21 protein-coding genes and 1 pseudogene are annotated in these 25,636 nt (G+C 56.7%); 17 read left to right on the top strand and 5 right to left on the bottom strand.

Annotation, left to right across the window (positions count from 1 at the left end; translation table 11 throughout):
• The first annotated feature begins 211 nt into the window (after nt 1-211).
• The 17 genes and pseudogenes from AC0V6Z_RS02790 to AC0V6Z_RS02710 form a co-directional block, all read left to right on the top strand.
• A complete protein-coding gene (locus AC0V6Z_RS02790; protein WP_472639885.1) occupies nt 212-1,171 on the top strand; it encodes a sigma-54 interaction domain-containing protein in 960 nt (319 codons plus the stop codon).
• Nucleotides 1,172-1,427: 256 nt separating this feature from the next.
• Nucleotides 1,428-1,736: a hypothetical protein gene (locus tag AC0V6Z_RS02785; protein WP_472639884.1), complete on the top strand. Its 309-nt coding sequence runs from the start codon at nt 1,428-1,430 to the stop codon at nt 1,734-1,736.
• A 6-nt stretch (nt 1,737-1,742) separates the two neighbouring features.
• Nucleotides 1,743-4,403 (top strand): papain-like cysteine protease family protein, encoded by a 2,661-nt coding sequence (locus tag AC0V6Z_RS02780; protein ID WP_472639883.1) that lies wholly within the window; start codon nt 1,743-1,745, stop codon nt 4,401-4,403.
• An 83-nt stretch (nt 4,404-4,486) separates the two neighbouring features.
• Nucleotides 4,487-5,632: a hypothetical protein gene (locus AC0V6Z_RS02775; RefSeq protein WP_472639882.1), complete on the top strand. Its 1,146-nt coding sequence runs from the start codon at nt 4,487-4,489 to the stop codon at nt 5,630-5,632.
• Nucleotides 5,629-5,898, top strand: a complete 270-nt coding sequence (locus AC0V6Z_RS02770; protein ID WP_472639881.1) for a hypothetical protein — start codon at nt 5,629-5,631, stop codon at nt 5,896-5,898. The genes AC0V6Z_RS02775 and AC0V6Z_RS02770 overlap by 4 nt, the downstream gene beginning before the upstream one ends.
• The gene (locus AC0V6Z_RS02765) at nt 5,895-6,704 is read left to right on the top strand and encodes a hypothetical protein (protein ID WP_472639880.1); all 810 of its coding nucleotides are present in this window, start codon (nt 5,895-5,897) and stop codon (nt 6,702-6,704) included. The genes AC0V6Z_RS02770 and AC0V6Z_RS02765 overlap by 4 nt, the downstream gene beginning before the upstream one ends.
• The gene (locus tag AC0V6Z_RS02760) at nt 6,701-7,810 is read left to right on the top strand and encodes a S8 family peptidase (protein ID WP_472639879.1); all 1,110 of its coding nucleotides are present in this window, start codon (nt 6,701-6,703) and stop codon (nt 7,808-7,810) included. The genes AC0V6Z_RS02765 and AC0V6Z_RS02760 overlap by 4 nt, the downstream gene beginning before the upstream one ends.
• Nucleotides 7,811-7,814: 4 nt before the next feature.
• Nucleotides 7,815-8,195, top strand: a complete 381-nt coding sequence (locus AC0V6Z_RS02755) for a S8 family serine peptidase (protein WP_472639878.1) — start codon at nt 7,815-7,817, stop codon at nt 8,193-8,195.
• Nucleotides 8,196-8,262: 67 nt separating this feature from the next.
• Entirely contained in the window at nt 8,263-10,104 is a 1,842-nt protein-coding gene (locus AC0V6Z_RS02750) for a hypothetical protein (protein WP_472639877.1), read from the top strand.
• Nucleotides 10,074-11,120, top strand: coding sequence for a hypothetical protein (locus AC0V6Z_RS02745; RefSeq protein WP_472639876.1), 1,047 nt, complete (start codon nt 10,074-10,076; stop codon nt 11,118-11,120). Before AC0V6Z_RS02750 ends, AC0V6Z_RS02745 begins: the two co-directional genes overlap by 31 nt.
• A 45-nt stretch (nt 11,121-11,165) precedes the next feature.
• Nucleotides 11,166-12,473, top strand: a complete 1,308-nt coding sequence (locus tag AC0V6Z_RS02740) for a hypothetical protein (protein WP_472639875.1) — start codon at nt 11,166-11,168, stop codon at nt 12,471-12,473.
• Between the two features lie 11 nt (nt 12,474-12,484).
• Nucleotides 12,485-12,856, top strand: coding sequence for a hypothetical protein (locus AC0V6Z_RS02735; protein WP_472639874.1), 372 nt, complete (start codon nt 12,485-12,487; stop codon nt 12,854-12,856).
• A gap of 125 nt (nt 12,857-12,981) precedes the next feature.
• Nucleotides 12,982-13,800 carry a hypothetical protein gene (locus tag AC0V6Z_RS02730; protein WP_472639873.1) on the top strand — a complete coding sequence of 273 codons (819 nt, stop codon included), beginning with the start codon at nt 12,982-12,984 and terminating at the stop codon, nt 13,798-13,800.
• A gap of 287 nt (nt 13,801-14,087) precedes the next feature.
• Nucleotides 14,088-14,729: a hypothetical protein gene (locus AC0V6Z_RS02725; protein WP_472639872.1), complete on the top strand. Its 642-nt coding sequence runs from the start codon at nt 14,088-14,090 to the stop codon at nt 14,727-14,729.
• A 2-nt stretch (nt 14,730-14,731) separates the two neighbouring features.
• Complete coding sequence (locus tag AC0V6Z_RS02720; protein WP_472639871.1) at nt 14,732-14,983, top strand: hypothetical protein; 252 nt, start codon at nt 14,732-14,734, stop codon at nt 14,981-14,983.
• Nucleotides 14,958-16,265 carry a hypothetical protein gene (locus AC0V6Z_RS02715; protein WP_472639870.1) on the top strand — a complete coding sequence of 436 codons (1,308 nt, stop codon included), beginning with the start codon at nt 14,958-14,960 and terminating at the stop codon, nt 16,263-16,265. Before AC0V6Z_RS02720 ends, AC0V6Z_RS02715 begins: the two co-directional genes overlap by 26 nt.
• A gap of 1,012 nt (nt 16,266-17,277) precedes the next feature.
• A pseudogene (locus AC0V6Z_RS02710) lies at nt 17,278-19,290 on the top strand (TonB-dependent receptor); the annotation flags it as partial.
• A gap of 252 nt (nt 19,291-19,542) precedes the next feature.
• Here AC0V6Z_RS02710 and AC0V6Z_RS02705 read toward each other — a convergent pair.
• The 5 genes from AC0V6Z_RS02705 to putA all read right to left on the bottom strand — a co-directional run bounded on the left by AC0V6Z_RS02705 (nt 19,543) and on the right by putA (nt 25,615).
• Entirely contained in the window at nt 19,543-20,718 is a 1,176-nt protein-coding gene (locus tag AC0V6Z_RS02705; protein WP_472639869.1) for a saccharopine dehydrogenase family protein, read from the bottom strand.
• Between the two features lie 110 nt (nt 20,719-20,828).
• A complete protein-coding gene (gene dcd, locus AC0V6Z_RS02700) occupies nt 20,829-21,383 on the bottom strand; it encodes a dCTP deaminase (protein WP_472639868.1) in 555 nt (184 codons plus the stop codon).
• A 138-nt stretch (nt 21,384-21,521) separates the two neighbouring features.
• The gene (locus AC0V6Z_RS02695; RefSeq protein WP_472639867.1) at nt 21,522-21,815 is read right to left on the bottom strand and encodes a hypothetical protein; all 294 of its coding nucleotides are present in this window, start codon (nt 21,813-21,815) and stop codon (nt 21,522-21,524) included.
• 99 nt (nt 21,816-21,914) lie between these two features.
• Entirely contained in the window at nt 21,915-22,442 is a 528-nt protein-coding gene (locus AC0V6Z_RS02690; RefSeq protein WP_472639866.1) for a hypothetical protein, read from the bottom strand.
• A 26-nt stretch (nt 22,443-22,468) separates the two neighbouring features.
• On the bottom strand, nt 22,469-25,615 hold the full coding sequence (gene putA, locus AC0V6Z_RS02685) for a bifunctional proline dehydrogenase/L-glutamate gamma-semialdehyde dehydrogenase PutA (protein WP_472639865.1): 3,147 nt from the start codon (nt 25,613-25,615) through the stop codon (nt 22,469-22,471).
• Nucleotides 25,616-25,636: the final 21 nt, after the last annotated feature.

The following is a 25,636-nucleotide window of genomic DNA, read 5'->3' as shown; positions in this document are numbered from 1 at the left end:
TCACACGAAGACTGATACGGTTTACATAGGTCGCGAGTGAATATGCTACCGGACGAGATCAGGTCGCGACGGAGCGCTGGTTAACAGAGTTGACCGACTCGGATCGAGGGTCATAGTCTCAAATCGATCTTCGAAACTGAAGTCTTTAACGATTTCCCAATCACGCATAAAACAAAATCAAGCGTGAGATTTGGTCGCGGGAAGAGGAGCCGTGGACCTTTCTATTACAGATATATTAGGAAAGAGTGATTCAATTCGATCACTTCGCTCCGAAATACCTAAAATAGCACGGTCTGATGCCCCAACTCTAATCTCTGGCAGTACAGGAACGGGAAAAGAGCATTTTGCGAGGGCGATACACTTCTCAAGCGATCGGAAAGACAAGCCATTTGTCGCATTGAACTGTGCCGCGATCCCCGACAGCCTCTTTGAAGCAGAGTTGTTTGGTTTCGAAAAAGGGAGCTTTACTGGCGCCACCTTATCGCGCGATGGAAAGGCCAAGATGGCCGACCATGGGACTTTATTCCTCGACGAGATTGGTGAGTTGTCCCCTTATAGCCAGACAAAGCTACTGCGTCTTTTAGAGGCAAAGGAAGCCTTTCCGATCGGAGCTTCGAAACCCCTCAAACTCAATGTCAGGATTATCGCTGCCACCAATGTTGACGTAGAAGAGGCAGTTGCAGATGGCGAATTTCGAGATGACCTCTATTACCGCGTGAATGTTGCAAGGATCGACATACCCTGTCTGGCGGACCGGCCAGAAGACATCGCGGTTTATGTCGATCACTTCCTGAGTCGTTTCAACCGCGAGCGACGCAAAGATGTTTCTGGCATCGATCCAAAGCTGCTCGACGTGCTTTCAAACTATGAATGGCCAGGCAATATTCGCGAGGTTCGCAATTTCGTTGAAGGCGTTTTCATTGACCCACCCGACGGCTTAGTCACTGTAAACGATATTCCGCGGGCCTTCGAACGCCTCCGGCGGAGCTATCGATTTACAGGAAGGGATGAGCGTGCGCGTCTTCTGGCAGCGCTTGAGAAGACCAATTGGAACAAGGCAAAGGCAGCGAAATCACTCCACTGGTCTCGGATGACTTTGTATCGAAAGCTGACCAAATATCATATCTCAGACAGCCAATCTAAACGAGAAGATGGTGATTCAGACGCCTGATTGGATGCGGTTCTTTGTGACACATTGAATGTAACATCAGCGTATCATGTTACAGGTCATCGGATTGTTCAAATCACATAAATAATTGAAAAACAACTATACTTTATCTTGGCATGGATCCTGCTGTCTATGCTTCGTAATGACAGATGGCAGAACAATCTAATGAGCGAGCCAGAGGCACTTGACGGTGTGGCAATTCGCCGTGGCGATCCGGTCTCGCTTTACGTCAACTATTTTGAGGTTGCTCATAACCTCTATGAATTTCTCATCGAGTTGGGGCAGTTCCGGCCATCTGACCAAGCTGGTGCCAAGCGACATCTCGATCCACACGCGAGTTGCCATTTCCCCTTCATACGCGAAAATGTTGTCAGAGCTGCTCAGCCACGCCGTGACCGAGCATGAGGCTGAGCATGGCCCGATCAGAGCCATTGTCGAAAGTGGCTCTTCATTCGACATCATATTGCGATCCTTGCCCGACCAATTCGAAGAACGCGCACGCGAACTGCGCTCAATGCCACGTCGCAAAAACAAACGACGCGCAACCCATCCCAAGAAAGACAGGTGAGATGTCATGACAGCACAAATCCGTCCCAATCGCATGCAGGTAAACGACCGCTTTCCAATCCTTGGGTTCTCGATCAAAACCAGCCGTCCACAATCCCAGGCGGAAGTGGTGCTGGCCACCAACATAAGGTTGTTTGCAGCCGACCAGCGCGATCAGCGTACTGCCGCCAACTTCTATACTAGCCGAGAGCATGGAATGCTCTCAATTCCGCGCGGCGAGGGTGTGTTCGTTGTCCCACCAGAGATCCTCGCGCGCTTTATCGGTCAGGATAAGCTGTTCTTCGCTCTTGCGACGGGATCGGCTGAGGGCGGCCCGCTTGAGGTAGATGCGGTACCCCGCGAAGGAAGCCCCTATGTTTCCTTGTCAGGTTTCACAGGACGCTCGCTCCGGCGCAATTTCGGTGGCAACGTGGCCAACACTACTCCAATTATGGAATGGACGGGCGATAGGGCGACGCCGGGCGCTGAGCCAACTCGCCGCGCGCCATCCGCATCGCCAGCAAACGGGCGTGCAGAACCAAACAAGTTGCCCGACTCCGCCGATTATGACGATGGTTTCGGTGATATTCCCGAACTGCCTAGTCGCGAACAAGCGGCGAGAGCGTTTGGTGACGATATGCACGTTGATCCCGCAATGGATGGTGCTGGCAATCAGGCGGTCATGCCGTATTTGCCTGGACAGTCTCGCGAGCGCGCCAAACGGATCAGTGGCCCCTTTGCTGACCGCATTGGACAAGCGCTTGATCTAGGCCTTCCTGAAACCCAAGTCACTCCACTGCTCGATGTGCTCGATCCGCCTTTGCAAGCTGAGCCGCAAATGCCCAGCAATGGCAATCTTGCCGATCCAATGAATTATCGCGGGCCGGTTGCGATGAGCACACCAAGCCGCAGCATCAATTGGGATGGAGTCGAGCTGCTGGCGCAGCCAACGCCATTGGCATGTTGGGCAACGACGCTGGCGATGCTTGTGGGCTGGCGCGATGGGGTGAGTATGTCACCAGAGCAGATCGCTGATTTGTGTGGTCACGATATCAATCAAGTCTTGCCGTGGTCGCAGCGCGACGATGTCGCTGCCAAGCTGAATCTGAACACGCATCCACCACAGAGTTTTCCGGCCGAATCCTTTTGGGATCTGATCGCTGACTTTGGGCCACTCTATGTCGGCAAATCAACTGGTAGCGCGACCGGCAACACCCACGCCGTCTTGGTTGTTGGGATGTATGAACTGGATGGTCAATATCACGTCCGCTATCTCGATCCGGCGCATGGTGGCAGCCGCAGCTCAATGGATTACGCACGCTTTTCCAGCGAATATGAGCTGGGCGCGCGGGGCAATGCAGATGAGACATTTGTCCAAATACTTTCACCCGGCATCCCACAAGGTCGAACAGCCAACACCTCGACTGCGTCTGCGCCTGAAGGCTTTGCGATGGGTCACGCAGACTGCGACAGTCGCGGTGAGGCCACTCGTTTGGCACCGGCGCCTCAGCCGCATGCACACCTCATGGATGGCGGCGCCACAGCCACCGTCGCGATCGCCGCAGCCAGCTTCGTCATTGACAGCATCGCCAGCAATGAAGGCGACGTCAGTTGGGAGCTCGACCAGCTGCGTGGCTGGAAACATCCTAGTGACCAAGTGCCACAGAACCGTGGCACCGTGCGCGATGGCCAGCAGGTCTCGCTCAATGACTGGCCTGTCGCAGGCGGTCTGGTTGACGACATCAGCGCATGGTTCAAGGTCAACTGGCAGTATGACGGTCGGTCGCTAGGCAATGTCCGCGTTGATAATATGGGCGTCAATGACGCAGTGGGTTGGGGTCTCCACGTTACCGAACAGATCATGCACGACAATATGGTGCACCATTCTGGCAATGTAGCGGCGCTCAAGCTCACTTTCCATTACCGCTTCAGCCGGACAATTGGCTCGGAGGTAATCGCACGGCGTATCGTCAAGCTGTACGGTGACGGGACCTATGAAGTGTCGGGCGACTGGATTCAGACTTCGGCCCTATCCATGGGATCGGATAATCCCCACTCGTCAGAAGAGGCGGCATTGCCGCCCGCTCCTCCACCTCGTTCCCGCGCTATGGATGGCGGCGGCAATGACGCTTCAGGCAATGCTGCAAGTTCGAGCCGCACCCGGACCTCTGCCGGTGTCGCAGCAGGTCGCTTGGTGCTGACCAAAATACGTGACAATCGCGGCGATGTTAGCTGGGAACTTGATCAATTCCGTGAGATCAAACACCCTGGCAATATTGTGCCCAGCAATCCGGCACCGTTCCAGAATGCCGCACCTATCATGCTCAATGATTGGCCAACGGCTGGCGGTCTTGTCGATGACATCAACGCCTGGTTCCAGATTGATTGGCAGTATAACGGCACCTCGCTTGGCAATGTCTCTATTACCAATATTGGCGTGAACGACGCGGTCGGTTGGGGGCTCTCAGTCCGTGCAAGGATTATGGATGATGACCGGTCGCATGGTAGCAATGGTGCCGCCGGTCTCCGGCTTACTTTCACCTATCGCTTTACCAGAACGATAGGCTCTGATGTCATCGCTGAACGCCATATCCAACTGTATGGGGACGGCACTTTCGAAGTGAGTGGTGATTGGATCCAGGCCTCAGCGCTTGAGGCGAGTGATCCCGCGCTCATCCCCGCTGAGTAGAGGTGCAGAGAGTGCCTCACGCTCCCAAGCTCCCTCCGGCACCGCCGAGTACTGGACGTCGATCTGCGGCGCGATCGCAAGCGATGTCTGGCGGTGGCTTCTGGAGCCGAGACGAAAGCAACGATCAACCTGGCAGCAGCCAGGATGACGGCTTCTTGAGCGCGCAAGGTGAAAATGGTGACTCTTCCTCGGCGACCCGCGAGGCTGCGACGCAGACAATCGGGCGGCGGGCAGGCTCTCTTTCTGACGAGCTTGATTTTCCAGAGTTTGTAGCCTCGTTGATCCACGGAACATGGGACGCGATGGTCGATTCATCCATCAGGCAAATGGAAGCTTTTTCCGATCTTGTTTCGGCTATTTCGAAACCACTTGAACAGTTTCGTGATGAGAACATCTCTGTAAATCAGGCGAAAGACTGGCTTGTTTCACAGCATCCTGGCGACCTTGAGTTGGCGCAGGATGATGGGGGTTATGCGGTGCTACCGCGGGGCAGCGATGATACCTTTGGCGATGAACTTTCTCCTGACTGGTTGGCTGAATTCGACTTGGCCGGGGAATCTCTGAATTCAGAACTGATTGATGAACAGCTGGTCCCTCGCGCCCGTGATAGAATGGCTCGCGATCGGATGCAAACGCTCGCAACTTTAGTCATGCTGGGTCTCAATCGGATCAAGGTTGACGATGGCTCTATCACAGCGCGAATGCGGCTCCGTGCCGCAGCTGCCGATCATAGCGGAGTAGACTATGCGGTGAGCGATGATCCGGCGGGTTCATCCTCGGGAAGCTGGGCGACCCGGGGTAGCACGACATATCAAGCATCGACGACCAAGGTCTCCACCGTTGGTGTGAACGCGCAAACGGACAGCTCGCTCGTCGCGGATCTGTTTGGCCAGGTCAAAATCAACTTCTCGAGCGAAACGCTGCCGCTCGATCGCTTTGTTGATGACGCACAACAAACTCTGCTGGAGCGAGCGGCACGGCCTGCTTTGACTCAGGCCGCCCGGCAAGTCGCCAGTCAGCCGCAGCAAGCTAACACACAAATAGCGCCTACTCAGCAGCCAGCAGCGGTGGCGCCAGCAGCTCAAGTGCCGCAAGCTGTTCAACCTCAACCCAGCGCCCAACCCGTACAGCAACCACAGCCGCAACCGACTGTGCCACAATCTGCCACCCCGCAACCTGGTGCGATTGCACCGGTGCAAGTGACGCCGCCGCCGGGGGCCACAGGATGATCGCACCACGTCGCCCCCTTGATGATATGTTGGTCGAATTGATGGACGGCGTGCGGCAGTCTGGTTCGCTTCGTCCGACTGACCTCGATCAAGTCGGTGTGGCTGCAAGCTCTGTCGAGTTTGATCTTCCGGTTGAGACAGTCATTGAACATCGCGACGGCGATTGGGTGGTTTTGGCTGACAGCCCTCGCACGCGCATGCGAAGCGACTTTGATGTGCCGGTAAGCCGCCTGGTCGCAACCATCGTTACAGGGGGTGTGGCATGAGGAACAAGCCTACCTCAATCGTCGCGCTGGAAGACTTCATTCAGGCAGTCCAGTCGCAGCTAGACACCGCGCAAGCTCGCATGACACTCAAGGCGCAGAATGACAGTCTGCCGCTAACCTTCGCGATCAAAGACATTTCGATGGATCTGAAAGCCCATGTCGAAATGGATTCAGGTGAGGTCCGCATCAAGCCTGCAGGATCAGGCGACACCAACGCGAGTACCCTGCATCTGGTCTTCACGGCGATTACCAAGCCGATGATTGAAGAAAATGCGATTCAATTGTCTACTGACAATCAAGACGATACTCTGTTGGAAGAGGCATCGGTCGATCTGACTGCCGATGAGTTAACCCGGCTTGACGGAATTGGCGTTCGCACCGTCTCGCAGCTTCGTGAGGTGCGTAAGCAAGGGTTCGGGCGGTCAGTAGGGCGCATAACGCGGTTGCCCATCGAGAAGCTTGAGCGAGTCTTATCGCAGGCCACCCGACCTGAGGTGAAAGGCGTTGAGGCCGAGGATCGGACCTCCGATGGGAGACGCAGGCTGCGCATTCGTGGCCGCAATCTCATCCGCGACGGCCAGCCGCCTCGCGCGGAGATCAATGGCGAAGCTGTTGGTGTCGTTCAGGCAAGTGATACGGATATCGTTCTGACACCGCGTAGCGATCAGTTCGGGGGTCAATTGAGCCTCGCATTCGATGACAAATCGAAGACCGATCTGTGGTTCGACATAGACGCCAATACCCAAGGTGAGCCACTTTCTACGGCGAACGCGGTCAATGGTGAAGTGAAGGAGTTAGTCCAATGATCAGACTGCCTCGCATGGTCCAGCCATGGCATCACTATACCGGAGTTTATGCGTCCCCGACCAGCCTTCTGGTGCGCTTAAAATCAGGTGAAACGCCCGATCATCTGCCCGCGGCACTTGATGTCCGGCAAGGCGTTTGCGGTGCTGTTGATAGAACCGGGCATGCGGCGTTTGATCGCGTGGCCAGCACCTTTGGCGGCGCTGTTCGGATCAGCCGATTGCACAGCGCCAAAAGCGCGCTGTTGCGCGTCGGTGAACGCAACCGCAATTACACAAACGCAGAGGAAGCTTGCGGCATATCACGCGTGCTACGGCTTGATGTCGAGCCGGGCACACATGTTGGTTCGATGGCCATTTCGTTGCGCCAATTGGATATCGTGGAAAGCGCAACACCAAACTATCTTGTTGCTTTGGGCATGGATGAGCCGCTGTCTTCAGAAGAGCGGGATAACCAAGAACATACCTTTGGCTCGCGTTTCGACAATGTCCGAAGTGACGATCAAGGTGGCTGGCTGCATCGCGACGCAATAAATGGACGACAGGCCTTGGCCCGCGAACCAGGCGATCCAGCTGTTATTGTGGCCGTTGTCGATAGCGGTGTGAACCCCAACCATCGTGAGTTTTCACGCGGGCTACGCAGCGGTTTTGACACCGTACAGCTCGGGCATGACGAACTGGCTGGTGGGATTGCTCTGTTGGGTGACAATGCCGGGGCTGATGTCGATCCATCCGATCGTCATGTCGGCCATGGCACAGGCTGCGCTGGCATTATCGGGGCCGCTGGCAAGCACATTCCGCCCGGTATGGCTGGTGAATGCCAAGTGCTGCCCATTCGCTCGCTTGGAGCCGCTTTGTTTCCAGGTAAGAAGCGCCCTGTAGGGGTCGGGGCGATTAGCGATCTTGATGCTGGTGTGGTGATGGCAGTCCAACTCGGCGCGAAAGTCATCAATATGAGTTTTGGAACCGACGATGCCTCTCTTGATCCGACATTGGATAAGCCGCATCGCGAGGCGGTGGAGTTTGCGACCGCTCAGGGATGTACTCTGGTCGCAGCAGCGGGAAATAGCGGCGATCGGCGCACTTACTGGCTTAGCCGCTTTCCCTGAAGTTGTGGCGGTCGGTTCTGTCAGTACTGACGGAACGGTTAGCGAGTTTAGCACAAGCGGCGATCATGTAGCGCTATGCGCCCCGGGTGAAAGGGTGAGAACGGCCCACCTTGAGGGCTATCAACGCGCCACCGGAACCAGCTTCGCCGCGCCGTTTGTCGCATCGGTTGCAGCCCTACTTCATTCCCGCGCGCAACGCCGCTCAGCACCGCTTTCGCCGCGCGATGTGAAGACGCTACTAACGACCAGTGCTCGCACCCATCGAGAAGGCAATACCCAAGGTCATGGTGCTGGAATTCTCGACGGTGGCCGCGCCTTAGCCATGCTGGATGAGGCAATTGACGCCGATCCTAGTGTTGAATTCGGAGGGACGGCCCATGCCTAGCTAACCGTCATCCCATTCAGCCCTGCTTAGAACAAAGATTACGCATCGAATACGAAAGGAAATTAATATGGCAAGCGAAGGAACCAGCGCTCCGAATATTCCGAACAAGACGCGATTTGTCGATATTCAAAACCGCGAAGAGAAAGCGCGCGAAAGGCTGCGCCAGCGGTTAGAGCAAATCAATCGACGGGTGGAAAACGGCAGAGTCTTAAGTGAGCCCGATATTGAAGAGCTCAAACGACTTAAGGCACTAGCCGCACTGAAACCAGGCCGTGGTATCTATATTGATCCGCTGTTTGTCGCCCTGCGCCACGCCTTGCGCAGCAATGACGGTAATCTAACGCCGGTGACCGTCGAACACAGTAATGGCCAGATCGGTTTCACGCCAGCGCTCGACAACCTTGATCATGACAGGCAGATGGTCCGCAGCGCGTTGCTTTATGGCATTTTGTGCTCTCGCAAGGTCGCCACACCTCCTGTCTTATCGGTTGGGACGGATAATGAGCCGGAAACCGGGCCAGACACCAATCACCCCAATATGGCCAAATTTTTGGCGGGTTTTTACAGCGCATTGGGCAAGATCGCCGGACAGATGGACCTTGCTCAGCGGACTTTGCTGATCACCATCAATGATGTGCGGGTCAATTCCCGTCAGACCCCAAACATATTCACCAAGCAATTTGCAGATGTCGTCAGCGATCTGATTGATCGCAACATTTCTGCGGACAATCCCAAGTTGAAACCATTTGTCGATGAGCTGTTGGATCGCTCAACCGATCTTGGGCCGGATGATCAAAGCGATATCCCTTTGCATGAGATGGCGATTGATCTGCCCGACCTCAATTCATGGATCGACGACAATGTGGTGGCAGATAATATCTATCTGATGGGCCCTATGATCTTCGCGTCAATGTTTGAGGAATTGAAAGCATTTCAAGTCGTCGACAAGCTGGTAGAGATGTCGCAGCAAGGCTACATCACTCTGACCCGCGGGACGGCTGGCACTCAGCTGTACAATTACTGGCGTAATGCGCCCAACCGGATGAGCGAGGTTGAGCGGCAAACATTCTATGCCATGACGCTGGGCCTGCCGAGCGGCCAACCAGGCGCTTCTTCAAACAGTGATTTCCAGGATTTGTGGCTGCGTTTTGTCTCCTCGGTTTCTTCCTTGGTTCGTGAGAACCGGGTTGATCAATTGCTGCGGTCAGAATTGCCCTCGGCGATCAATCAGCAACAGGTGAAGAAGGCTGCGCGTGACCTGGTCACCAACATGTCCCTGCATGGCTATGGCATGGCATTCTACGCCGCTGTTGATTTGCAAGAGCAGATCAATGAGATGATCAAACTTTTGTCTGATCCAGAAGTCCGTAGCGCCTTTGGTGCTCGCGATATGTGGGGCGTTATCGACCAGATCGCACAGGTTGAGCTTGGCGGTGCTCGCAACTCCAGCAAATATCGTACGCTTGCTACAAGCGGTGCAATTTGTGTCCGCTGGCTAGGTGACAATCTTGACCGGCTGCGTGATCCGACAATGCCAATCATTGAGTTGAAGGATGTATCCAATCCGCCCGCGCGGATGGCTGGGCAAACCGCCACTTCGCATCCAACCGACTATGATCTGATCAACGCTTGCGAGCTTTGGCTTGCTGATTCTGCGCTGGATGACATTCGGATTGAACAGATGTCGCAGCCACGCGAGTCGCCCCAGCAGCCAAGCTTAGCCAATCCAGATGCCGTCGATCGCACGCGATCTGCTCGAAGGCGCAGGTTTAGGCGTCAGCTTCGGTCATCAACCGCAGATGGCCAATGGCCACGATCGGTCTGGCTACGCCGCATATTGAGGCGCAGCGACGAGAGTATCGAACTTGGAGATAGATCATGCATAGCCAACCTTTGGCCAACCGGGTGAAGTCCCGACTCTTAAAGGCCGCGCATTCCCTGCGTACTGCCGATCCGTCCCACTATGTCGGGCGGGTCATTGATGACAGTTTTCATGACCCTGAAGACGATCCGGCATACGCTCGCAATGCGCTTTCGCCCGGAGCGGCACCCATCCAGTCGCAGTTTCTTGCGCGGCGCCCGGGCGTCTTGTCATTCGAGATGGAACCGCTCGGTCCACATGCACGACCCGCTGACAAGCGTGATTTCACCAGTCAAAAAGCACGCGGGCTGCTTGACCAGCAATTCGGCAGCGCAGCTTTGCGATGGTTCGACCAGGCGAGTGAACCCTTTCGCAGCGGAACTCGTAGTAATAATCTGCAATATGGGGCGTTCTTCGGATCAAGCTTTGACAGCGACGGGCTGGAGACTGCGACCGTCAGCTATGAAAGTAGCGATCCTAGCAACATTATCGTGAATCCCAACCTCGCCCGACTGGTTGGCAATGCAATGGCGGCTTTGCCTGGATTGAAGCCGGTCTTCACCACATTAATTGCTGGACGGACCAGCGGTGCGCAGTGGATGAGCTTCCTGCTGACCAATGGCATTCGACTGGCGGATCTGGAACCCATGATGCGCGAAATCGGCCTTGGCAATCGCATTGCGCCGATCATGCAAGTTGTCGGGGTCGCACTCGGTGGCCGGTTTGAACTGCCTGGCGGTTCGACGCTGGTCGCATTCGGACGCGGTCCGGAGGGCGTCGAGATGGAAATGCAGATCATGCTTGATGCGATCTCGGATGTGCCGCCAAACTTTCTGCAATTGTTGACCATGAATCTGCGTGAACGTCCGGCTGAATTGACCGCTCTCGAGCGTTTCCTCGAAGCGTTCACTCCCGAAGACAATGTCTGGCCAGGGCGGTTTTCGATCCTGGGCATCCGGATCGGCACCAAAGGGCCTGCCAAAATCAACTTGGTCCTAAGACCTGTCGAATTTGAAATCTCTCCAGCGGCGGCACGGCTCGGCTCGCAAACTATCGCGGCCTGAGCCGCTTCCCCGGCGTCCTACATGGGCGCAAGAAAGGATTGAACCATGACCGCTCAAACTGCCCGTGTGATGCCGGCCGATACAGGCGCGGCCCAGTCGATCAATGACAGCCCGACCCCGCGGCCCGAAGTGCGTGCGCAAGTCAAAGATCTCCTCAGCCGATCCGAAGCTTTCGGGCAGTTGCCAGCTGCGCAGCAAAAACAGGTCGCACGTGACACCGCGCTTATCGCGGATGCTCTTGTCGGCGGACCGGACGCAGACAAAGGCATGCAAAGTGTCACCAGCGCGGCGATGAACGATCCGTCGACAAGTTTCAACGAAGGGCAAGAAGCAGTTGATGCGATCGGTAGAGACGATTTCGATGCAGGTGCGGTGAGAGCTGGTGGAGAGGCTGCCGCTGACTTCATGAACCAGATCAACTTCGTCGATTTCGTATCCGGGTTAATCGACGGCGTCTTCAATTCGATAGTGACCTCCTCGATAGAGCAAATGGAAGCCTATTCGAAAATGGTCGCGGATGTTTCTAAGTCGCTCAATCAGTTCAGAGACGAGAACACATCTGATGATGACGGCCGCGACCAGATGGTCGAGCAGTTTCCGGATATCTTCTCGATCGGTACAGACGACTTTTCAGACTCGAAAGAACCGCGATTGCAATTGCGCGACAATGTCGATCAGGAAAGTGCACTTTCCCGCGTACAGCAAACTATGGGAGAGCTAGTCGAGGGCGGCATCACATCAATTGATGTCTCAGACCCCGAAGCAGAGGCCAAGCTGATCAAGGCTGCACGTAGTCATATCGCGACCGCGCGCCAACAATTGCTCGCAACCATGGTGATGATGGGGCTTAATCGCATCGTAGTTACCAATGGTAAGATCCAGGCCCGCATTCTGTATGATTTTAATGCATCGAGCCAGCGTAAACTATCACGGTCGGCAATGGCTCGTGATTTTGCACGGAATGCAGACGGCTCCTTACAGAAAATGGCCAATCGCGAAGGTGAATTCGAGGCGAGCGGCAACACTAGTTATGAAAGGAAGGGGCGCCGACGCAAGCGCCATGTGACCCGGGATTCAGAATATTATACCAAGGGTAAATATAAGTATGCCGAGAGGCCAGTGCTCACCGCGATGTCGGTTGCCTCGGATGCTCAAACGGACCAATTGTCTGCACGTGCCAGCCTTGCCGGGAATGTCGAAGTGAACTTCAAGTCGGACTATTTGCCGCTTGAGAAAATGGCCACGCCCGAGATGATGGCATCGATTCAAATGCGGTCAAAACCGGTTGATCACAACCGTCCGGTCTACGAGGCGGAAGGCGCCAGTGCTCAAAATCAGACGGCAAACGCCTAGGGTATTCTGCCATGCAAACAGCTGCATACACGGCGCGGCAGGAGCCAAGCGATGGGCCAGCGCCCGTTCATGAAGGCGATGCCCCTCCAAATACACCGCAAGCCACGTCTCGACACGATGAAAAGCCGGAGGGCCTGAGCGACGAGGCCATCCGCCGGGTTCGCCCCATGGTGCGCGAAATGCTTACCCGCATTCCCGCCTATGGCGAGATGGAACAGCAAGAACAGCTCGATCTCGCCAACAACATGGTCAAGCTCTTCGCTTATGTTGATGACCCTAACAGCGTCGTCAGCGATGCGATGCAGGATCCTGCGCAAAAGGCACAGGCAGCTCGATCTCAGGCGATGAACCGCTGCGGCGTACCGATCCAAATGAACTCGTAAAACGCAACCTGGCGCAGTCACCCGGGTTTGCTGGCAAGGACTTCGAAGCTGGAGCAGCGCAACAAGGAACTGATCAATTTGTCCGCCTAGTTGATGAGGTCGACTTCCCCTCATTCGTTGGCGGATTGATCCAGAACGTTTTCGTAACAATCGTCGAAACGTCGATCGAACAAATGCGGGCCTATGCCGAGCTGGTAGCTAATGTAGCGAAGTCTGCCGAAGAATATATGAATGAGAATATCGGGGTCGGGCAGGCACGCGATTATCTGGTTGATCGCTTTCCCGACCTGTTGGATGTCAATGTCGATGATGATGGCAATTCACGCCTCCTCGCCAAAGATGAAGACAATGACGGGGGGATGCGAGAAATTCACCAGTCCATGGGTATGTCCGGCCGACCGGTCGAGGATCTAAGCGACGACCAAGAAGAATTGCGGCTCGTCAATGGTGCACGGCTGATTATGGCACGTTCTCGTCAGCAATTGCTCGCTTCAATGGTGATGTTGGGAATCAACCGGATCGTGGTCACCGATGGCTCAATCACGGCGAAGGTGAAGTTCAATATGCGATCAACCGATCTGGCGGAGCGCGACTACAAGGCCTCGTCATATGATCGCCAGACAAGGCGGCACAAGCGGACGAGTTTTGGCGGTGGTAGCTTCCTTGGATTTGGCGGCGGAACTGTGAGCACCAACTCACGCAGCCATGTCGCAACGGTAAAAACGGGCGTGGATGAGTCTAGCGAATCGCGCCTTGATCTCTCGGCCAAAATGCAAGGGGAGGTGCGGGTCAACTTCAAGTCCGACTACTTACCGCTCGAGAAAATGGCGACACCGGAAATGATTGGCGCAATCCAGGGGAATGCAGCCCCAGCGTCTGACAAAGACAACCGGCAGGACGGAAGCTCATCTGGAAACATCGATAACGGAACACAATCGCCATGACCCGCGCCATCCCATTTGAAACGTCTGCCGCGTTAAGTGTGGAGCGTGCTGTCGAAGATGCCGCAAACTTGCTCCTTTCGGCTGAGGCGCATTCAGTTATGCTGTCCGAACTGGGCGTCATCCATATCCCACAGGCGGCGTCGGCCAACCCAATGCAAATCCGAGCTGTCGCGAGCCTCTACTTGGCATCGGCCCTTGAATCTGCGGGCCTGATCCAAGCGGTTGACGCGCTGACTCGAATGGTTCGCTCGGGCCAAATCATGCATGATCTTGGCGATGCAACCGGATTGATCGTCACATTCTGGGAGAACCGAAAAGAACGTGCAGCGCCAGAGGAGCGTCAGGCATTGTTTGCGAGCCTGTTCGGTTCCCCAGCGGATGTGGTGGACAGCTTCAGCGGTACCAACAATGGATTTGAAGAACGGCTTTTTGCGCTCTGCGAAGCAATTATTGACGCTGCAGATGGTGGCCCACTGGTTAACATGCGACGTGCGGCTCGGCGCTTATCCGAAAATTTGGTTCAGGCGGGCAATGATATGGTGCTGATAATGGCGCGCGACATTATTGCGAGTCTGTCCCGCTCCATTGCCATACTGAACCATCCAAAGATACGAACCGCACTTGGTGCTCGATCGCTTTGGCAATCCGTCGCGGCAATTGATCGCCGGCAGCGAAGGCCTGTACGACCGACTCTTAATCATTTGCGGCGAGGGCGTGCAGGGATGGTTCTTCTCGCTTGGTTGGGCGATTTTCTCGAACAGAAAGATGCTTCTACTCATCGCCCTACTGCAGATGCTCCAGTTCTGGCAGCGGCGCTCGACTGGGTGGATGAAACGATTACGCTTATCGAGGCGGTTGATGGATCGCGCCAAGCGCAGGGAGGCTCCGCATCTGAATCGACCGGCTCCTGGCTCGATCTTGGACGCTAGGCATGGCCAGCCAATCCTCCACGGCGGAGCAGCTCGCGCAACCTAGCGCTGCAACGCGCCAGGGGATCAAGTCGGTTTTATCTCAGGCTGATGGCTTTGATGGTGTGGATCGCCCAACGCGGCGTGAGATTGCTCACTCGCTGGTCCGCATCGCGGAAGCGGCAAAACTGCTCGAAGAAGATATTGACGCACAGCGCAATTCTGACGCGCCCTTGCCGCCGCAATTGAATGACAACGAGCCTAGCAGGCGATAAGAAAATCCCGGCCAAGGCGATGAATGCCGGAGATGCCTTTTCCGGCACAGCAGTTGACCGAATAGGTCAAACCACTCGCAATGTGCTCGAAGCCATCTCATTCCCACGCTTTGTTGCCGAGTTAATCAATGGCGTCTTCAAGGCAATGGTGGACACCAATCAACAGCAGCTTCAGCAGTATCTGGAGCTCATCCGCGGTGTTTCCCAGTCACTCGATGGTTTCGCTTCACTGGGCGGCAATGATGACGCCGCGAGACGTTGGTTGGTTCAGCAGTTTCCCACTAGCTACGCGATTGATGGGCAGGACGAGGAAGAAGACGACTTCCCAAGCATAGATGATGATGACGACGCAGAACCTTTGCGGATCAGACCTGTTGGCTCGCCACCAAGCGAGGATGCGCTGCGCGCTGCTTTGTCGCTTGAGCATGACGCGCAAGTGCCAACGGGAGGTGCGGAATCACTCGTCCCTTTTGTTCGCCGCGCGCTTGCCAAGAATCGTCAGGGTATGCTTGCGACTATGATCCGCATGGGAATGCAGCGGATTGTCATAGATTCTGGTAAGATCACGGCGGGAATGCGGTTCCACATCGATGCAACATCTGCCGCGCAAGACCGCGATACATCATCATTTGATACGCGTCATTCGATAGCCGCGAGTGGGAAAGTTGGTTTCGGTTGGTGGAGTGCCTCCGCAAGTATGAGCTCGACGATTGGCTATGTCCGCACCAATGATACCACGACCAGCGAGGATCTTTCAGCGAGTGCGGACCTCACCAGCCGGGTCGAGCTCAACTTTCGGACTGATCAGGTTCCCCTGGACCGACTCGCCTCCCGTGAAGCGCAGAAACGACTTGGGCAAAATTCGCTCAATCCCGACCGAGAGACAGAGTTGATGTTGCAGGCTGAAGCAGCGCGCCAAGAGCGATATAAGGCGCGCGATACCGCGCGTGCGAGCCGTCGAGCGCCGAGCCTCGCGCCAGGGCAACCATTGACCCCTCCCAATACTCCGAACATCGATTTAGATAACAATAGTTCAGCGACCAGGGCCAACAACACTGCCCAAAATCAGGGCGGTCAAAATGGAGTGAGTGCGCAAAACCCTGCTCCTGCGACACCGGCACGCAATCCTTCCGGTGCGACAAATCAGAATTCTCCTGCGGCGCCAACGGGCAGTACTCCTGCCACTACAACACCCAACACGCCTGCCGCACCAAACCGTGATCCTCCGGCGGCAACGCGCACGCCCCCTCCCGCAACCCAGCGTGGATCAAACCCCGGCTAACCCGTCCATAGGAGCGCTAACGATGCGTATCCAAGTGCACGAACCGACTGGCATGTAGCGCCATAATTGATCAGCTGATCAGGCTGTGCTCCGTCAGCACCTATGGCACAGATTAGTGGTTGAGGTTTAGGAGTGTTTTCGTTCTCGTCGTGGTGACGAAGGAACGAAGATGAGAACCAAAAAGCCGAACTCGAAGTAACCTGCGGAGCAGGTTGTAAAGGACATCCGCCGTCGGACGCGGCGGCATAGGCCAGTTTTGGACTGAGGCCATGCCGCGCAGAGCATTTGCCGTAGACGAATTATGTCTGGTTGGCCTTTCTTAAGATATTTTGTGTCAGCTCTAGCGAGCAAAGGCTATGAGAGAACATTCGTATGGCAATGCTTCGTCCGGTGTTTTAATCTCCGCGTCGAAGCCAAGAATGAAATATTCATCGGAATTTGTTTCTCTGTAAAATTTTCTACTCTCTGCTCATAGGCAACTGTTACTGAAGTTGTTGTCGTCCTTGAGTATAGGCGCCGTCTCTACTGTTGTTTTCAAATATTTTTCGTCTCGATCTTTGGATTTCATCGTTAGCCAGATCAGTTTGATGTTGGCCTGAGATGGTAGAATCCAGAGGTCTTTCGTCAAACCAACGAGTGTAAAGTACGGTCAAGGATCGGCAGCCCACACACATATATTCGGATTAGTGATCGCCAGCATTCATCGCTTTTCAACAGACACTTAGCATCGCATCGAATATTGCCAAGGTTGGGGTCAGGCGTTCGAATCGCCTCGCCCGCTCCATTTCTTTATTCGACGGATGCATCCCGCATTTGGGGCAGCGCATATGGTTGGCGCGGCTTCTACACTCGCACCTTTGAATTAGCGCCCGGCGCAGGGCGGCTTGCCGTGCTGCTCATCGGCCATTCACAGCGATTCGTCGAAGCACCAAAGATCATGCTTGCAACTAGGTGCGCCTCTGCTAGTGGCGTGTTACGTTATCACATTCAATAATCTCGATCAGGGACGATCATGAAACCGACAACTTCTCATTTGGCGCTTGCCACTGTTCTTTCGCTTGGGCTGATTGCAACTCCTGCCGCCGCCCAGGCGCAAGCGGAACCAGACGCTGATCAGGCCGAGGAACGCCTCGCAGACGATTTGCACAATCGCCAAGTCGATTACGAAGGCAACATCATCGTCAGCGCCTCTGGGCTGGAGCAATTGGATGTTCTCGCCGGTACATCCGTGCTGGACGTTGAAGACATACAGAAAAACCTGAACGGGCAGATCGGCGAAGTCCTGGCCAAGTTGCCTGGCGTGTCCGCCACCAGCTTTTCTCCCGGTGCATCGCGCCCGGTTCTGCGCGGCTTCCAAGGTGAGCGCGTGCGCATTCTGGTCGACGGTCTGGGAACGGCTGATGTCTCCAACACATCTGCCGACCACGCTACTACGATTGAGCCGCTGACAACCGAGCGGATCGAGGTTCTGCGCGGCCCGGCAGTACTTCTGTTCGGCAGCCAGGCAATCGGCGGCGCTGTCAATGTGATCGATAAGCGCATTCCACGTCGGATCCCGGATGAGGCACTGCATTTCGATGCGATTGTGGCGGCTGACACCGCCAGCGACCTGCGCAATCTTGGCGCATCACTCGACGTGCCACTGGGCAGCAATTTCGTGTTCCACGTCGACGGCAGCTATCGCAACACCAATGATCTGGAGATCGGTGGTTTCCAAATCGCGCCGGAGTTGCGCGATGAAATTTTTGAGCTGGCGGATGAAGAAGAAGCCGAAGGCGAGGTTGAAGAGGCCGCGGAACTGCGTGAAGCAGCCGAAGCGCGCGGCGTCATTCCCAACTCTGCGACCGAAACCTGGACTGCCAATGCCGGCCTCAGCTTTATCTCTGGTAATAACGTCTTTGGCGCGTCGATTGGCTTTTATGACACCGACTATGGTGTCCCCGGTCGTCCGGGCACAGAGCACGCCGAGGGCGAAGGTGAAGAGGGAGAAGAAGGCGAGGAAGAGGGTGAGGAAATCGTCACCATCGGCCTCGAGCAATTCCGTGCAGACTTCCTTGCCGATCTCGACCTGGGCGATGGCTTTTTTGAGCGGCTGAAGGTTCGATTTGGCTATTCCGATTACACCCACACCGAATTTGAAGGCGATGAAATCGGCACCGTGTTCGATGTCGAAAGCGTAGAGGCGCGGGTTGAACTGACGCAAAGCGAAACTGGGCCGTCGCGCGGTTCGATTGGCCTGCAATACACCTACCGCGATTTCCAGGCGATCGGGGAGGAGGCCTTTGTCGCCCCGAACACCACCGATCAATTTGCGCTGTTTGCGCTGCAGGAATTCGGCCCCGGTCCCATTCAATTGGAGGCCGCCGGCCGGATCGAATTCACCGACGTCTCCTCGCAGGACCTGGGCGTCTCGCGTGATTTCACCAATTTCTCAGGCGCACTCGGTCTGGTCTACGAGGCCGACGAGGCCTTTCGCGCTGGCGTAAATGTCTCGCGCGCAGAACGCGCTCCGGCGGCGGAAGAATTGTTCGCCAATGGCCCACACATTGCGACCCAGCAGTTCGAAATTGGGGACACCACACTGTCGACCGAAAGCGCATGGGGCGTTGAAGTTTTCGCGCGGGGCCAAGTGGGTCCGGCGAAATTCAATGTCGCCGTCTACAACCAATGGTTCGACGACTACATCTTCCTCTCCGGTAATGGCGAGGAAGAGGACGGTCTGCCAGTGTTCGTCTTCCTTCAGGATGATGCGAACTATTTCGGGATCGAAGGCGACGTCCAATTCCCATTGTTCAAAACGGGCGAGATGGAATTGCTGGCGGACCTGCGCGGTTCCTACATTCAGGCAGAGCTTGACGATGGCACCGCAGTGCCACGCATTCCGCCGATTGAATTGCTGGGTGCGCTGGAGTTGCAAACTGATGCGTTTGACGCGCGCGCAGAGGTGCAATGGTTTGGCGAGCAAGACGATGTCGACGCCTTTGAAACAGAAACCGATGCATTTGCGTTTGTGAATCTATCGGTGGCCTGGCGCCCTCTGCCGAGCCGTGAGAACGTAACTCTGGTGGTCGGCGTCGATAATCTGTTCGATGTTGTTGGCCGCTCGGCATGCAAGCTTCACGAAGGATTTCGTGCCGCTGGCCGGGCGCAATTTGAAAGCGAACGTCCGCTTCAGCTTCTAACTTGGCCGCTTAAGCGGGAACGCAATAAAAAGGGCAGGTCCGGCGAATGCCAGGCCTGCCCTTTTTCTATGCTTCGTTTCGGCTTTGGCCGCGGATTAATTCTCCAGAGCAAACGTCAGGTCAGCATGCTCTTCGAGCCGCTTGACCAGATCCTCGCCCATGAAGGAACCTGGCGTGCCAATGCCGCCTTCGGCCTGGCAACTGAGCAGGCCAATCGCGGTCTCTGCGATCATCCGACTGGTCGAGCCGTAACCTGGATCATATTTGCCTTTGACGCCGTAATGCAGGCTCTCTCCATCCGGCATATCGGCCACAAACAGCACGTCGTAAAATCCGTTCTCACGCTCTTCCTTGCTTGGGCCTTCGCCCGGCTTAGGCGGCTTGGCGCCGAAAGGGTTTTTCATCATCTCAGCGGCGGCATTAGCCATTTTTTTGCCCGCTTCGCCTGGGCTGGTCAGCATCATCTCATCATAGACGAAATCCTCGCCATATGGGTGGCCGAGCAGGAAATTGGTGCGGTGGACGTTCTTGGTGTTGATGGCGGCCATCACAAACGGGGCGGCCCATTTGTCCAGGTCTTTCTCATAGGTCGGGACCATGCCAGAGGGCTGACTTGGCCCTTCGAACCCTGGGGTGAGGCCGAAAGAGCTGCGCAGCACATTGATGAGCTTGGGGTTCTTGGCCACCGCCTTCATCGTTTCGGTCATGCTGGCCACGGTGCCGCCTGACGCGCCGCCCGCCATCGCACGCACGCGGCCGCGAACTCTGGGAGCTGGCTTGCCAAAGCGCTTCTTCGCTTCTTTCTGAGCCATCAACACGCCGAGGTCGAAGGGGATGGAATCGAACCCGCTGGAGAAGCAGATGCGCGCACCGCTGGCCTTGGCGGCATCACCGAACTGGTCGATCTTTTCACGCATCCAGGTCGGCTCGCCGCACAGATCGGTGTAATCAGTGCCGGTTTTGACACAGGCCTCGACCAGACTGTCACCGTAAAGCTGGTACGGTCCGACCGTGGTCAGCACGACCTTGGTTCGCTCGCACATAGCCTCAAGGCTGGCCATGTCATCGGCATCGGCCACCACCAATGGCGTGCTCGCTGGCGCACCGATTTCATCGCGAACCGCCTCCAGCTTTTCCAGGCTGCGTCCGGCCATCGCCCAGCTGGGCGCATCATCGCGGCTTTCATAATGATTGCTCAGATACTCAGCAACGAGCCGCCCGGTGAACCCGGTGGCGCCATAGATGATGATGTCGAATTCGGTCTTAGCCATACGAAAACTCTCCTCTTGCGCAGACTTGATGCGCGTGCGGAGCGGGAGAGTCAAAGCCGTTACGGCAGGCGAGGTTCCTAAGTTGGTAAGCGTTGGCCTGATGCTAGCACTCAGAGCCGGGGCAAGGTCACACCGCGTTGGCCCATATATTTGCCCGCGCGGTCTTTATAGCTCGTCTCGCAGCGCTCATTGCCCTTCAAGAACAGGAACTGGCACGCGCCCTCATTGGCGTAAATCTTGGCCAGCAGCGGCGTGGTGTTGGAAAATTCCAGCGTCACATGCCCCTCCCAGCCCGGCTCCAGCGGGGTGACATTCACGATGATGCCGCAGCGCGCATAGGTGCTCTTGCCAAGGCAGATCACCAGCACGTCTTCGGGCACGCGGAAATATTCGACCGTGCGCGCCAGAGCGAAGGAATTGGGCGGGATGATGCAGACATCGGTCTTGCGGTCGACCAGGCTGCCCGCGTCAAAGCTCTTGGGGTCAACTGTGGCCGAATTCACATTGGTGAAGATCTTGAACTCATCTGCGACCCGCGCGTCATAGCCATAGGAAGAGAGGCCATAAGAAATGACGCCTTCGCGCCGCTGAGCCTCAACAAAGGGCTCAATCATGCCCTCATCCTGCGCCTTGGACCTAATCCACTTGTCTGAAAGAATCGCCATGCGCGATTGATTCCCTAAGCAGCGCGCGGGGGCAAGCGCGGCCAAGATTTTAGGTGTGGGAGGAATTGGCTTATGAAATGTTATCCGCAGAATGCGATCTGCAGATTGAAACCGAACCAAGGCGATAGACTAGGGGTGCTAATTGTTGTCGAAACGCACTTCTAGGCTTGAGAAGTGTTCTTCATTCGCGAACCCGCTCCCTAAATCGTACAGATATAGAGTTACAGGACAAGACTGGCTCTCTGCCCACTTTACAGCTTCAGAAACCGAAATAGCTTCAAGCGCCTCGTAATCCACTACAGACATGGGATCGCTTTCAGGCGCTTGGTCGGCATCTTTACACGAGTTGTCATGCTCGGTTGCCTCCACAATCGCATTGACCTCACGCCATCGATAGGGTCGTGTTCGCTTATCGATTATGTTCCAAAGCATCGCCCTGAATTATTAGCTAGGGAAGCGGATGGCAATGCCAGTTACCCGACAAAAATTGGATGCGGGGTGGCCAAATCCACAAGTCGACACCCGTCATCCTCACTTAATCACCTTCGCGCCCAGCGCCGGATTAAGCCCGGTTACATGGTTCAGCCATTTCTTCGGCCGCCTCAGCATGTTGTCGGGGTAATTCACTTTTAGCCCGGCGATCTGCGCCATTGCGCCGACAAAGTGGATGCAATTGCGGGTGTCTAGGTCGTAATATTTACCCGGCGCATTGCGCCATTTGCTCACCTCGGCCTTCACCCGCTCATATTGCGCATCGGTCAGCCGCACGCTGAAATGGCGGTTGGTTTTCTTGAGGTATTTTGGCTTCTCCACGCTGATATCGTGCACCACCGGCCCGTTCAAAATCGCGGGCGAGACCTTCTTCGCGGTGAAGCCATAATTCTCGTTCACCACCTTGCCCGATCCCAGCGTCCCTTCAAGCACGATGAAGGTATGGGGATAGCGCCCGAACAGCACCGATCCGTTGAAGCTGTGAAAATGCATGGTCACCGCCGCAAAGGCGGGCCCGCTCCAAATCAGAGCGAGCAGAGTGACGATGAGGGTGGCGATCCGTTTCATGGGCGGCGTGATAAGTCGAAGCTCGCTCAATTCGCAAGGGTTGGCGCAGCAGGCTGGCCCAAAAGACTGGCATTGCCGCCCGCCGCCGTTGTGTCTGTGCAACTGACGCGTTCGGTTGCGAAGCGCGCGAGGTAGTGCGGGCCGCCTGCCTTTGGTCCGGTGCCCGACAGGCCCTCGCCGCCGAATGGCTGGCTTTCCACCACCGCGCCGATCTGATTGCGATTGACGTAGAAATTGCCGACCCGCGCGACGGCCTGCACGCGCTTACGGGTGTTCTCTATCCTGCTGTGAAGACCCAAAGTCAGGCCAAATCCAGTGGCGTTGATATCGGTGACGACTTGGTCAAGCTCGCTCGCTGCGAAGCGGGCAACATGCAGGACAGGGCCGAAATTCTCACGCTTCAGATCCAGGATAGAGTCGATTTCGATGATTGTAGGCGCGACGAAGCAACCATGCTCTGTGCCGCTGGGCAGTTCGCCCCGCCAGACGGTACCGCCCAGCTGCTCTCGCCGGGCCACATGGCGTTCCAGCGCGGCTTGAGCATCGGGATCAATCACCGGGCCAACGTCGGTTGAGAGCTGGCGCGGATCACCAATGCTCAGCGCATCGAAACCACCGCGGATCATGGCCAGCATTTCATCCGCAACATCTTCTTGTAAATAGAGCACGCGCAGCGCGGAGCAGCGCTGGCCCGCGCTTTGAAATGCGCTGGCCAGAACGTCGCGCACGACTTGCTCTGGCAGGGCGGAGGAATCGACAATCATCGCGTTTTGCCCGCCAGTTTCCGCAATCAGGGTGGCGATCGGGCCGTCGCGGCCCGCCAGTGCCAGATTGATGGCGCGCGCGGTCTCTGTGGAGCCGGTGAATGCCACCCCGGCAATGCGCGGGTCGGAGGTGATCATTTGCCCGACATCGCCGGCCCCTGGCAGCAATTGCAGTGCCTCTGCCGGGATGCCCGCCTCATGGCACAATTTCACGGCCAGCGCCGCGATCAACGGGGTCTGCTCGGCAGGCTTGGCAATCACAGCATTGCCGGCGGCCAGCGCGGCGGATGCCATGCCGATGAAGATAGCGAGCGGGAAGTTCCACGGGCTGATCGTGGCGAACACACCGCGCCCATGCAGCGATAGCAGGTTTTCTTCGCCCGTTGGGCCGGGCAGCACGGTCGGTTCGGCAAATTGGCGGCGCGCCTCACACGCGTAATAGCGCAGGAAATCGACCGCTTCGCGCAGCTCCAGAACCGCATCGGGCAGGGTTTTACCCGCCTCGCGTTGGCATAGGGATAGGAATTCGGCCGAATGCGCCTCGAACAGATTGGCAGCCTCGTCGAGCAGCGCGGCCCGGCTTTCCCCGCCCAGCGCATCCCAGCCCGGCTGGATCGCGAGCGCACTGGTGATTGCATAATCGACTTCCTCTGCCGTCGCGTCGCGGTGCGTGCCCACCTGGCTGCCCAGATCATGCGGCATGGTGATCGGCGCGATCTCGCCCGGCTCTTCACTGACAAAGGTGGGGCTGGCGTTCCATTGCTGCTGAGCCAGCTCGCCAAGGCGCACCTCCAGCGGGCCGCGCGCCAGGGGGTCTGACAGGTCGATCCCGGCGCTGTTTGTTCGGCCCTCAAAAATGTCGGCGGGCAGGGGAATGTTGAGATTGCGCAGCGGGCTGCATCCGGCCAGCTGGGCAACCGGGTCCCCGGCCAGATCAGCGGCGGCGATATCGGCATCGCCCATCCGGTTCACGAAGCTGGTATTGGCGCCGTTTTCGAGCAGGCGGCGCACGAGATATGCGAGCAGTTCCTTGTGCCCGCCAACCGGTGCGTAAATGCGCACCGGTGTACGGTTGTTACCCTCCAGAGCGGCCAGCGCATCATACACCTCCTCGCCCATGCCGTGCAGGCGCTGGAATTCATATGATTTGCCTGCGGCCAGGCTTTTGACCGCGGCGATGGTGTAGGCGTTGTGGGTGGCAAAGGCGGGGCGGATCACATCGCCGTGCTCAAACAATCGCGCTGCGCAGGCGAGGTAGCTGACATCGGTTGCAAGCTTGCGTGTGAACACTGGATAATCGCTGAGGCCGCCGACCTGGGCGAGCTTGATCTCGCTGTCCCAATAGGCACCTTTGACGAGGCGAACGAACAGCTTGCGGCCATGGCGGCGCGCTAGCTTGGCGGCCCAATCGCACAGCGGCAGCCCGCGCTTTTGATAGGCCTGCAGGGCGAGGCCAAACCCCTCCCAGCGCGATCCATCGGCGCGCACGAACAGGCTGTCATCCGCCATCAGTTCTTCGATAATGTCGAGTGAGAGTTCGAGGCGTTCGGCTTCCTCCGCATCTATGGTGAAATGGATGTCGGCATCGCGCGCCTTTTCGGCCAGCGCGCGAACGATTGGAACCAGGTCGGTGCGGGCCTGATCCGCATGCAAAAAGTCATACTTTGGATGCAGGGCCGACAGTTTCACCGATATGCCCGGCGAAGGTCCGATCCCTCCCTTGGCCTCTTTTGCAAGCCTTTCGACCGCGCCCTCATACGCCTCGCGATAGCGCGCGGCATCGGCAAAGGTCATTGCCGCTTCGCCCAGCATGTCGAAACTGTGCGTGAGACCCTTAGCGCGTTCCGGCTTGGCTCGGTCCAGTGCCTCGTCGATGTCCCGGCCAAAGACGAATTGCCCGCCGAGGATTTTCATCGCCTGCAAGGTCGCCTTGCGCACCACAGGTTCGCCGAGTCGATTGACCGCGCGTTTCAGGCTGGAACCCATGCCGCGCTGATGCGCCTCTGGCGGGTCGATCACCTCGCCGGTCAGCATCAGAGAGAATGTCGCCGCGTTGACGAAGGTGGAGGAGCTTTCGCCCAAATGCTCCGACCAATCGATTGCGCCGATCTTATCCTTGATCAATGCGTCCGCAGTCTCGGCATCGGGCACACGCAGCAGCGCCTCGGCCATGCACATCAGGGCGATGCCCTCTTCTGTGTCGAGCCCGAATTGCTGCAGGAATGCATCGATCCCGCTGGCCTTTTTCGTGCGCGCGCCCTCGATCAATTGGGTCGCCAGTTCAGCCGAGGCCTGATGCAGGCGCGAGGCGGGGGCGGCCTGCTCAATGCGCTCTGCAATGCAGGCGTTTTCCTCCGCGCGATAGGCGCGGCGCAGATCAGATCGGTCGAGCGGTTGAAGGTTCGTCACAGCTGGCGATTCGCACTTATA

The organism is Erythrobacter sp. SN6-5, from assembly GCF_057364945.1.
The sequence above is the reverse complement of the archived record's forward strand: the minus strand, read 5'-3'. Positions and strand labels throughout refer to the sequence as shown.